Annotated in this window: 9 protein-coding genes; 6 read left to right on the plus strand and 3 right to left on the minus strand. The window is 68.9% G+C overall.

Going from position 1 to position 10,816, the window contains the following annotated elements; translation table 11 throughout:
• Positions 1 to 28: 28 nt before the first annotated feature.
• The gene (locus tag AVL48_RS30105; protein ID WP_037316399.1) at positions 29 to 652 is read right to left on the minus strand and encodes a TetR/AcrR family transcriptional regulator; all 624 of its coding nucleotides are present in this window, start codon (positions 650 to 652) and stop codon (positions 29 to 31) included.
• A 283-nt stretch (positions 653 to 935) separates the two neighbouring features.
• Between AVL48_RS30105 and AVL48_RS30110 the strand changes: the two genes are divergently transcribed.
• The 3 genes from AVL48_RS30110 to moeZ all read left to right on the plus strand — a co-directional run bounded on the left by AVL48_RS30110 (position 936) and on the right by moeZ (position 4,343).
• Positions 936 to 1,793: an alpha/beta fold hydrolase gene (locus AVL48_RS30110; RefSeq protein WP_061988304.1), complete on the plus strand. Its 858-nt coding sequence runs from the start codon at positions 936 to 938 to the stop codon at positions 1,791 to 1,793.
• Between the two features lie 80 nt (positions 1,794 to 1,873).
• Positions 1,874 to 3,046 (plus strand): DUF3152 domain-containing protein, encoded by a 1,173-nt coding sequence (locus AVL48_RS30115; protein ID WP_061988302.1) that lies wholly within the window; start codon positions 1,874 to 1,876, stop codon positions 3,044 to 3,046.
• Positions 3,047 to 3,164: 118 nt separating this feature from the next.
• Entirely contained in the window at positions 3,165 to 4,343 is a 1,179-nt protein-coding gene (gene moeZ / locus AVL48_RS30120) for an adenylyltransferase/sulfurtransferase MoeZ (RefSeq protein WP_061988300.1), read from the plus strand.
• 205 nt (positions 4,344 to 4,548) lie between these two features.
• Here moeZ and AVL48_RS30125 read toward each other — a convergent pair whose 3' ends face one another.
• Positions 4,549 to 5,529: a hypothetical protein gene (locus AVL48_RS30125; protein ID WP_061988298.1), complete on the minus strand. Its 981-nt coding sequence runs from the start codon at positions 5,527 to 5,529 to the stop codon at positions 4,549 to 4,551.
• A gap of 106 nt (positions 5,530 to 5,635) precedes the next feature.
• On the opposite strand from AVL48_RS30125, the gene AVL48_RS30130 reads away from it, so the two are divergent.
• Positions 5,636 to 6,433, plus strand: a complete 798-nt coding sequence (locus AVL48_RS30130; protein WP_061988296.1) for a TIGR02569 family protein — start codon at positions 5,636 to 5,638, stop codon at positions 6,431 to 6,433.
• A 133-nt stretch (positions 6,434 to 6,566) separates the two neighbouring features.
• On the opposite strand, the gene AVL48_RS30135 is transcribed toward AVL48_RS30130, so the two are convergent.
• Positions 6,567 to 7,091 (minus strand): PadR family transcriptional regulator, encoded by a 525-nt coding sequence (locus AVL48_RS30135; protein ID WP_061988294.1) that lies wholly within the window; start codon positions 7,089 to 7,091, stop codon positions 6,567 to 6,569.
• A 189-nt stretch (positions 7,092 to 7,280) separates the two neighbouring features.
• On the opposite strand from AVL48_RS30135, the gene AVL48_RS30140 reads away from it, so the two are divergent.
• Positions 7,281 to 9,359: a molybdopterin oxidoreductase family protein gene (locus AVL48_RS30140; RefSeq protein WP_167386338.1), complete on the plus strand. Its 2,079-nt coding sequence runs from the start codon at positions 7,281 to 7,283 to the stop codon at positions 9,357 to 9,359.
• The gene (locus AVL48_RS30145; RefSeq protein WP_061988444.1) at positions 9,356 to 10,783 is read left to right on the plus strand and encodes an FAD-dependent oxidoreductase; all 1,428 of its coding nucleotides are present in this window, start codon (positions 9,356 to 9,358) and stop codon (positions 10,781 to 10,783) included. The genes AVL48_RS30140 and AVL48_RS30145 overlap by 4 nt, the downstream gene beginning before the upstream one ends.
• Positions 10,784 to 10,816: the final 33 nt, after the last annotated feature.

The following is a 10,816-nucleotide window of genomic DNA, read 5'->3' on the forward strand; positions in this document are numbered from 1 at the left end:
AACGCAAGTAGAGGACGGAACGCGGGGGTCAGTGCTGCAGCGGGAAGCCACCGCCGATGCCTCGCCAGGCGAGGTTGGCGGTGAGGGCGACGGCCTCTTCGCGGCTCATCGACTTGTGGTGCGCCAGCCAGAATCGCGCGCTGACCTGCGAGAGACCCACGAGGCCGACCGCGAGCAGCCGCGCCTTGTCCTCGTCGAGGCCGGCGTCGGCGGTGATCGTCTCGGTGATCGCGTCGACGCTGGCCGACGTCGCCCGGTCCACCGCCTCCTGCACGGCGGGCTCGCCGCGCAGGTCGGACTCGAAGACCATGCGGAAGGCGCCGGCGTCACCGTTGACGAAGTCGAAGAACGCGCCGACGGTCGCCGGGACACGCTGCTTGTTGTCCGTCGTGGAGTCGAGCGCTTCCTTGACCCGCCGCACCAGTTCGTCGACGTGGCTCTCCAGCAGCGCGATGTAGAGGTCGAGCTTGCCGGGGAAGTGCTGGTAGAGGACCGGCTTGCTGACCCCGGCCTCTTCGGCGATCTCGTCCATCGCGGCGGCGTGGTAGCCGTTCGCGGCGAACACCCGCTGCGCGGCGGCCAGTAGCTGGGCGCGGCGTTCCGTCCTTGGCAGGCGGACGCCTCGCGCCTGCAGTCGCGCCATTTCTGTCATCGTTCCTCCAGTTCGAGGCACTCGTCTCCGCCGAGAACGCCTCAGCGCAGTCGAGCGGGGCTCCGCCGGGCGGGGTCGCCGCCGCGTGAAGTGAACTCGAGATTACTCGCCGGTACAGCCGGACCGCCAAGGGTCGGGCATCCTTGATGCTGTGTCTTCCTCAGTTTCCCGCGCCGCCGGGGATCGCCCGCCACTGACCCACGTACCGCTGTCGCGCAGGTCATTGCCGTCGTTGGACCCCACACCGTCGCCTTGGCCCGGGGAAACAATAAGTGTCGGCGGGGTGAAATTGCACATCCGCCGGACCCCCGGCGGGCCGGAGACGGCGGTCTACGTCCACGGACTCGGCGGTTCGTCCACGAACTGGACCGACCTCGCCGCGCTCTTGGCGCCTCAGGCGGGCGGCACTTCGATCGATTTGCCGGGGTTCGGCTATTCGGAGCCGCCTGACGGTTTCGACTTCAGTCTCGACGCGCACGCGGAGATCGTCGCGGGCCACCTCGAAGGACTCGAATCCGGGCCGGTGCATCTGTTCGGCAACTCGATGGGCGGCGCGGTCGCGCTGCTCGTCGCGGCACGTCGTCCGGAACTGGTGAAGACACTGACGCTGATCTCGCCCGCGATGCCGGATCTCCGCCCCAGCATGAAACGGCTGTCCGACCCGCGGATGGCGTTCGCGTACCTGCCGCTGGTCGGTCCGAGGGTGCGTCGTCAGCTGGCCGCGCTCGGCCCGCGTGAACGCGCCATGCAGGTCATCAAGCTGTGCTTCGCCGACCCTTCCCGCTTCGCCGAGAGCAGGCTGAACGAGCTGGAGGAAGAGCACAGCGCGCGCGCCGAATTCGCCTGGGCGGCGCACGCGCTGGCCCGCAGCACGTTCGGCATCTTCCGGACGTGGTCCGCTCGCGGCCCCGCGTCGCTGTGGGCCGTCGCGCCGACGGTCACCACGCCGACACTCGTCGTGTGGGGGCAGCACGACCGGGTGATATCCGTCCGGCGCGCCGAGCGCACCGCTCGGCTACTTCCGCACGCCCGGTTGCTCGTTCTGCCACGAACCGGCCACGTGGCGCAGATGGAACGCCCGAATGTCGTAGCGAAGGCCGTTTTGGGGATGTGGGAATCGGTCGAATCGGGCACCTGGTAGCCCGTTCGGGTGGGCGGAACACGCCGCGCGATGCGCCGGTCGATCACAACATCACAGTTCGGTTATGGCACCCTGGTGCCGTGGACCGGGTGAAGCAAGACGCACAGGGTGAAGGCCGGCGGTCTCAGTACTCCGCAGCCGCCCGTCGTTCGTCGCGCCCCCAGCCCCGGACCTCCGATGTCCCGCGCACCGGCCAGTACCGGCCGACACCGCCACCGTCGCAACGCCTGGACGAAGATCGCTACCGCCCCGGCACCCGCCGGACCAGTGCCCAGCCGCTCAGCGCGTCCTGGAAGCCGCACGAGCCCGCCGCGAAGGCAGGCGACCGCAAGGCCAAAGGCAAGAGCGGCGGCATCGGCCAGTTCGCCAAGACCTACGGCTGGCGGGTGTACGCGCTGCCGATCCTGGTGGTGATCACCGCGCTGGTGGTGTTCAACACCGCCACCGGCCCGCCCGAGCCCATCGCCTCCGACGGAACGAGCCTGGCCGCGGCTGACGGTTCCGCCGGCAACGGCGGGGAGCCGGGCGCGGGTGTGGACGGAGGCGGCGACGTCCTCCCCGAGAATCCGGCCAAACCGGTCGATCTCAAGATCCCGACCGCGGATCTGCCCAAGGGCGCCAACTTCACCGAGTCCGGGAAGGGCACCTATCACGTGGTGCCGGGATCCGGGCCCAAGGTGGGAACAGGGCAGCTCTTCACTTACACGGTCGAAGTCGAGGACGGCATCGATCCGGCGAGTTACGCGGGCGACGACAGTTTCGCCAACGCGGTCGTCGACACCCTGTCCAGTCCCCAGAGCTGGACGTGGGACGGGAAGAAGGCGCTCCAGCGTGTCGACGCGAGTTACCCGAACCCCAGCTTCCGCGTGAGCCTCACCACACCGAACACGACACATCGCGCGGACGTCTGCATGTTCCAGATCACCTATGAGACATCGTGCTACCGGGCGAGCTTCGACAAACGCGTGGTGATCAACCTCGCCCGGTGGGTGCGCGGCGCGATGGCGTTCCAGGGCGACATGACCGGGTATCGCCAGTACGCGATCAACCACGAGGTCGGCCACGCGCTGGGCGGCAAGCACGTCGGTTGCCCGGTGGACGGTGGGATCGCGCCGGTGATGATGCAGCAGACCTTCGGCGTCTCGAACAACTTCGTCGCGCAGCTGAACGACCTCCCCGGCGGGGACAGGGGCAAGGTGCCCGCCGACGGCAAGGTCTGCAAACCGGGGTCCTGGCCCAACCCGACCCCGTAGGTCCCGCCCTCCCATCTGCTGGAATTTCCCAGGATGTGAAACAAGGGAAGTCGTTTTCGCTTCCCGGTGTTGTAGATACTGGGATGCGACCCGCGATCCACGCGAGATGGAGGACCCGATGTCAGGCACGCTGCCGCCGCTCGTAGAGCCGGCCGCCGAGCTCACCAAGGAAGAGGTGGCCCGGTACAGCCGTCACCTGATCATCCCGGACGTCGGGGTGACCGGGCAGAAGCGGTTGAAGAACGCCAAGGTGCTGGTCATCGGCGCCGGTGGCCTAGGCAGCCCCGCGCTGCTGTACCTGGCCGCGGCCGGTGTCGGCACGCTCGGCATCGTCGACTTCGACGAGGTCGACGAATCGAATCTGCACCGCCAGGTCATCCACGGCCAGTCCGACATCGGCAAGCTCAAGGCCGCGTCGGCACAGGAGACGATCGCCGAGATCAACCCCTTCGTGAAGGTGCACCTGCACACCGACCGGCTCGAGTCGTCGAACGCGCTCGAACTGTTCGAGCAATACGACCTGATCCTCGACGGCACCGACAACTTCGCGACCCGTTACCTGGTCAACGACGCCGCCGTGCTCACCGGCAAGCCCTACGTGTGGGGCTCGATCTACCGGTTCGAGGGCCAGGCGAGCGTGTTCTGGGAGGACGCGCCGAACGGCAAGGGCCTCAACTACCGCGACCTCTACCCCGAGCCGCCGCCGCCCGGCATGGTCCCGTCGTGCGCCGAGGGTGGCGTGCTGGGCGTGCTGTGCGCGTCGATCGGTTCGATCATGGTCAACGAGGCGATCAAGTTGATCACCGGCATCGGTGAGCCGCTGCTGGGCAGGCTCGTCAGCTACGACGCGCTCGAAATGAAGTACCGCGAGGTCAAGATCCGCAAGGATCCGGAGACCCCGAAGATCACCGAGCTCATCGATTACGAAGCGTTCTGTGGTGTCGTGTCCGACGAAGCAGCTTCGGCCGCTTCGGGACACACGATCACTCCGGCGGAGCTCAAGGCCAAGTTCGACAACGGGGACAACTTCGCCCTCATCGACGTCCGCGAGCCGCACGAGTACGAGATCGTGAACATCAAGGGCGCGACGCTGATCCCGAAGGACAAGATCCTCTCGGGCGAGGCGCTGTCGGAACTGCCGCAGGACAAGCCGATCGTGCTGCACTGCAAGTCCGGTGCGCGCTCGGCGGAGGCGCTGGCGGCACTGCACAAGGCCGGGTTCAAGGACGCGACCCACCTCGGCGGCGGCGTGCTGGCCTGGGCGCGGCAGATCGACCAGAGCCTGCCGACCTACTGAGGCTCCGACCCTGCTGACCTGCGAAAAGGAAGCAAGGGACCTTTGCTATCGCTCGCTTAGCGTGGCTAAGTAAGCGGGAGTAAAGGTCCCTTGCTGCTGTCCCGGGGTCCTGCGGTGACATCGCCGCGCGGTCTCGCACCTTGATCAACGGAAGATCCGGGACACTCAACGTCCTCGATCTTCCGTTGCTCAAGCTGGTGCCCGATCACGACCTGTGGACCGGGAAACGAGTGGGGAAGATCGCCTGTACGAAGCGCGCGTATCCAGCGGGTACATCGGTCCGGTGCCCGCCGCTCGCCTTGGGCAGGGCCGCCATGATCTCGGCGTCGGTCAGCGGATGCGTCTTCGCGGCCAGCCCCTGTAGTTCCGACGGCTTCCAGTTGTGGTTGCCCGCGAGGTGCAGCGACACCGCGCCGCGTCGCTGGATGAACTCGATCCGGTCCGCGTTCTGGCGCACGAACGCGCCTTCGCCGACCTGAGCGCACGTCGCGTTCTCAAGCCGCCAGTTCGTCTTCACCGACGTCTCGCAGCTTTCGACGGCGTCGGTCACGAAGGTCCACACGGGCGAGACCCACAGCTGGGGGCCGTATTCGAGAATCAGTGTGCCGGAGTCCGCGGTCGCCTTGCCGGGAAGACGTTGTGCGCCGAGATCGGCCGCGAGGGTGCGCTCGTGCGGGACACCGGTCGCGGCCAGCCGTCGGGCGGCGGTGTCTTCGGGGAGCGCGGCGGGGACGGCGATGCCGCCTGTCACCAGTGCCACGCCGAGGATCGCGGCGCCGGTCCGCACGCGCCGGTCAGCCACGAACAGGGCCGCGACGGTCGCGGCCGGCAGGCCGAGAAACGGCAGCGCCACCCACTCGACGGGATCGAAAGCTTCCGCCACTTCCACCACGAAGATCGCGCCGAAAACACCGGAGAACCCGACCACGAACGCCCACGCCAGCCTCGGCCACGGCCGCACCGTGAAGGGCGAGACGTTCGGCGCCGCGAAACCGGTCAAATACGCCGTCGCGATCGACATGACCGGGACGGGCAACGCCAGCCGAGGAAGGTGCAGGAAAGCGGCGAGCACGACCAGCCAGCCGACGGTGATCGCACCGAGGGTGCCCAGCAGCCACAGCGACCCGAGCTGGAGGGCGACGAGCTGGCCATCGGTGAGCCGACGCTGGGCCGTTCGGGGGACCATGGCCGAAGAATGGCAGGTCAGAGTGATGTTGTCTTGAGTATCGCTACTCAAGCGACCAGCGCGTCTTCTCGTTCATGGCGCGGAGGACGAGGTAACGTCCCGTGCCGTGCGTGCCACCCTGGAAAGCCCTCCGGCTCACGTCTGTTCGGCGTTCGGCGGACGTGACGGTGACGCGGAGCCGCTGCCCGGCACCACCGCCTGGCGCTACGGCGATCTCGTCCTGAAGCCGGTCGTGGACAAGTCGCGGACCCTGTGGACGGCCAGGGCGCTGGAAGCGGTCGACGAGCCGGGCCTGCGGGTCGCGAAGCCGGTCCGCTCCAGCGACGGCCGATGGGTGGTCGGCGGCTGGTCGGCGAACCGGTTCGTGTCCGGGACCGCCGAGCACCGGTACGACGAGGTCGTGCACGCGGCGGTCAAACTGCATCGCGCGACGGCGGGGTTGCCGCGGCCGGATTTCCTGGGACGCCGCACCGACATCGAGGCATTGGCCGACAAACTCGCCTGGGGCGAAGCGGACATGCCGCTCGACGAGACCAAAGGCGGCCGCTGGTTCGAGGTCTTGGCCGGTTCCCGAAGACCGATCAAGCTGCCGGACCAGGTCGTCCACGGGGAGCTGCTCGCCGGCGTGCTGTTCGACGGCGACAAGGCGCCCGGGATCGTCGATTTCGTTCCGTACTACCGGCCCGGTGAATGGGGCGCCGCGATCGTCGCGGTCGACGCGCTCGCCTGGGGTGGCGCCACCATCGAACTCCTCGAACGCTGGGCGCATCTCCCGCAATGGTCTCAACTTCTCCTGCGGGCCATCCTCTTCCGCTTGGCCGCCAACGCCCTCGACCCGCGGTCGACGCGAGCGGCGCACGACGGGCTCCGCGCCGCGGCCCGCGATGTGAGCGCTGTTCTGTAGATTCGCGGGGTCGTGACTGCTGATGAGGATTAGAACGCTCATCGCCTCCCGACGGTCCCATGACGGTGACGATCTCGGCAGGGGCCTTGTAACAACGATGTTTCCGCTGAGAGCCCCCCGGATTGTGTGCGGCTCAGCGTTGGAGCTGGCGCGCGAGATCATCGAGACGGGTGGCCGTGAGTTCCAGCCACCGCAGATCCGCTTCGAGATGGAACAGCGCGTGATCACAGATGAGCTGGTCGGCGAGGTCGCCGGTGGTCTTGCGCGCGGTGAGTTCCCGCATCACGCGGAGGTGGGAGCCGCGCTGGACGTCGAGCAGGTCCTGGGCGCCGCGGCCGGACATCAGCGCGAGCACCACCTTGGTGTAGAGCGTGTTCTGCAGGTGGACGGAGGGGTTTTCCGGACTCTTCAACCATTCCTCGACGTTGCTGACCCCGGCGTCGGTGATCGCGTACCGCTTCCGGTCCGGTCCGCCGCCCGCTTCGACGCCGTTCTCTTCCACCAGCCCGTTTTTCAGGAGCCGGTTCAGCGTCGAATAGACCTGCCCGAAGTGCAGTTGGCGGTCTTGCCGGAACTGTTTGTCGTAGAGCTGTTTGAGGTCGTAACCGTGCTTGGGGCCGGCTTCCAGTAAGCCGAGCAGGGTGTTCCCGATGGACATGACGTGACTATACGCAGTGTGTATACGCCGAGTCTATACATCGAGTGTATAGCCCTGGACCTGCTGCCGTGACCTCACGGTGTGACCTTCGCCGGCGGCAGGCAATGTCAAACGCCTGAAACATTCAGGAGTTTTCAGGTAACACGGCCTACCTACCTTCAAGCGCAATCGACGCCTGAGGAGGTGCCCGTGCCGCTCGCCGCTCCCACCGAAGTCACCGCGACCGCGGTGGACACGCACTGCCCGTACTGCGCCCTGCAGTGCGGGATGAGCCTCGACGGCGCCCGCGTCGCCCCGCGCGACTTCCCGGTCAACGCCGGTGGCCTGTGCCAGAAGGGCTGGACGTCGGGAGAGCTGCTCATCTCGCCTTCCCGGCTGACCACGCCGCTGATCAGGGTCGAGGGTGAACTCCGGCCCGCGAGCTGGGAGCAGGCGCTCGACCTCGTCGCGCGACGGCTCACCGAGATCCGCGCGGCCAAGGGAGCCGATTCGGTCGCCGTCTTCGGCGGCGGCGGGCTCACCAACGAAAAGGCCTACCTGCTGGGAAAGTTCGCCCGGATCGCGCTGGGCACCGCGCAGATCGACTACAACGGCCGGTTCTGCATGTCGTCGGCGGCCGCCGCCGGGATCAAGGCGTTCGGCGCCGACCGCGGGATGCCGTTCCCGGTCACCGACCTCGCCGGCGCCGACGCCGTCCTGCTGATCGGCGCGAACCCGGCCGAGACGATGCCGCCGTTCACCCAGCACCTGCGCGGTGCGGATCTGATCGTCGTCGACCCGCGCCGGACCGCGACCGCCGAATTGGCCGGGTTGCACCTCGCGCCCGCGCCGGGTACCGATCTCGCGCTCGCGCAAGGGATCCTGCACGCCGTGGTCGCCGACGGCCTGCTGAATCAGTCCTATGTGGATACGCGCACGAGCGGTTTCGAAGAACTGTGGCGTTCCGTCGCCGCCTGGTGGCCGGAGCGGGTCGAGCAGATCACCGGTGTCTCGGCCGCCGACCAGCGCAAGGTCGCCGCAAAACTCGCCGCCGCCCGCAACGCCTACATCCTCACCGCGCGTGGCACCGAACAGCACGCCAACGGCACGGCGATGGTCAACGCGTGGATCAACCTCGCGCTCGCGCTCGGCCTCCCCGGCCGCGAGGGCTCCGGTTTCGGCTGCCTGACCGGGCAGGGTAACGGCCAGGGCGGCCGCGAACACGGCCAGAAGGCCGACCAGCTGCCCGGGTACCGCAAGATCGACGACCCCGCCGCCCGCGAGTACGTCGCCGGCGTCTGGGGGGTGCCCGCGGAAGCACTGCCGGGGCCGGGCCGTTCGGCGGTCGAACTGCTCGAAGCGCTGGGCACCGAAGACGGCCCGAGCGCGCTGATGGTGTTCGGCAGCAACGTCGTCGTCTCCGCGCCCGGCGCCGGACGCGTCCAGGACAAGGTGTCCTCTTTGGACTTCCTGGTCGTCTCGGATCTCGTGCTCTCGGAGACCGCGGCGATGGCCGACGTCGTCCTCCCGGTCACCCAGTGGGCCGAAGAAGACGGCACGATGACCAACCTCGAAGGCCGGATCCTGCTGCGCCGCAAGGCGATCGACCCACCGTCCGGGGCGAGGACCGATCTTTACGTGCTTTCGGAACTGGCCAAGCGCCTCGGCCAGCCCGACGGACGGTTTCCTGCCGACGCCGAGGCCGTCTTCACCGAACTCCGTCAGGCGTCCAAGGGCGGTGTCGCCGACTACTCCGGCATCACCTACGACCGGCTTCGTGACGGCGAAGCGCTGTACTGGCCCGTTCCGGCGGAAACGCATCCCGGCACGCCGCGGATGTTCCTCGACGCCTTCGCCCACCCGGACGGCCGCGCGCGGTTCGTGCCGGTGGACCACGTCGGCCCGGCCGAGGTGCCCGACGCCGACTTCCCCTTGCAGGCCACCACGGGCCGGGTCCTGCAGCACTACCAGTCCGGGGCGCAGACCCGGCTGGTCAAGGAGCTGAACGACGTCGTCGCGGAGGCCTTCGTGGAAGTTCATCCCGACACCGCCGCCCGGGCGGGACTGGCCGAGGGCGACCTCGCGGTCGTGCGGTCGCGGCGCGGGGAGACCCGTGCCCGGATCCGCTGCGTCGCGTCGCTGCGCCCGGACATGGTGTTCCTGCCGTTCCACTTCCCCGGTGAGGGCCGGGCGAACCTGCTGACCAACCCGGCGCTCGACCCGACCAGCCGGATGCCCGAGTTCAAGGTGTGCGCGGTCGCGCTCGCCCCGGCCGAGGCGGCCGCGTGAGCGCCCGGTCGGTGGTCATCGCCGGATACGGGATGGCGGGCGCGCGGCTGGCCGACGACATCCGCCGCCGCGATCCCGACGGAGAACGCGTCCGGCTCACCGTCGTCGGCGCGGAGACCCACACCGCCTACAACCGGGTGCTGCTCTCTTCCGTGGTCGCCGGGACCATGCGGCCCGAGGTCGTCCGGCTCCACGACGACGGGTGGCCCGCGCGCACCGGGGCCGACCTGCGCCGCGGGGTCGCCGCGACGTCGATCGACCGGAAGGCGCGGCGCGTGCACCTCGACGACGGGTCCACTGTGGATTACGACGCGCTCGTGCTCGCCACGGGTGCCAATCCGTGGATGCCACCGGTCGAAGGACTAGAACCGGGTCCGGACGTCGTCGCGTTTCGCACGCTCGACGACTGTGCCCGCATTCTCGACGCCGCCAAACTGGGTGCGCCGGTCGCCGTCCTCGGCGGTGGCCTGCTCGGCCTGGAAGCGGCGCGTGGCCTCGCCGGGCGCGGAAACCTCGTCACCGTCGTGCATCCGATGCCGCACATCATGGAACGGCAGCTCGACGCGGAAGCCGCGCGGGTGCTGACCAGGAAGCTCGAAGAACTCGGCGTCGGGTTCCGGCTCGGTGTCGGTGCCGCGCGCTATGTCAGTGGCGACGGGCTCAAACTCGACGACGGCACGCACGTGCCCGCCGATCTCATCGTCGTCTCGACCGGGGTCCGGCCGGAGACAAAACTCGCCGTGGACGCCGGATTGACCGTCGAGGGCGGCATCGTCGTCGACGATCTGCTGCGCACCAGCGACGGCCGGATCCACGCTATCGGTGACTGCGCGAAACACCCCGGCGCGTTCGGCGGTCTCGTGCAGCCCGCGTGGGAACAGGCCGCCGTCGTCGCGGATCTGGTCACCGGGACGAAATCCGCGTCGCGCTACCGCGGCACCCAGCCGGTGACCCGGCTCAAGGCACGCGGCATCGACCTGACCGCCCTCGGCGAGACGATGACCGGCGCGGACGATCCGAGCGCCGAAGTCCTCACCTTCAGCGACCCGGCGGGCTGCCGTTACGGCAAGCTCGTCCTCCGCGAAAACCGCGTGGCAGGCGCGATCCTGCTCGGCCTTCCCGACGCGGCCGCGACGATCACGCAGCTCTACGACCGGGGCACCCCGGTGCCCGAAGACCGGCTCGCCGTCCTTTTGGGACGCGCGCTGCCCGCCGGGGCGCCGTCGGCGTCGAGCCCGGCCGATCTGCCCGCGTCGGCGGTCATCTGCCGCTGCAACGCGGTGACCAAGGGACGGCTCGTCGAGGCCTGGCGCGCCGGCGCCACCGACGTGCCCGCCCTCGCCGGAGCGACCCGCGCGACGACCGGCTGCGGCGGCTGCAAGGACGCCGTCAGCGGGGTCGCGAGCTGGCTGGCCGCACAGTGATCCGGCTACTGGAAATCCGAAAGACGTCCACCA

It is taken from the genome of Amycolatopsis regifaucium, assembly GCF_001613935.1.
Classification (GTDB): Bacteria; Actinomycetota; Actinomycetes; order Mycobacteriales; family Pseudonocardiaceae; genus Amycolatopsis; species Amycolatopsis regifaucium.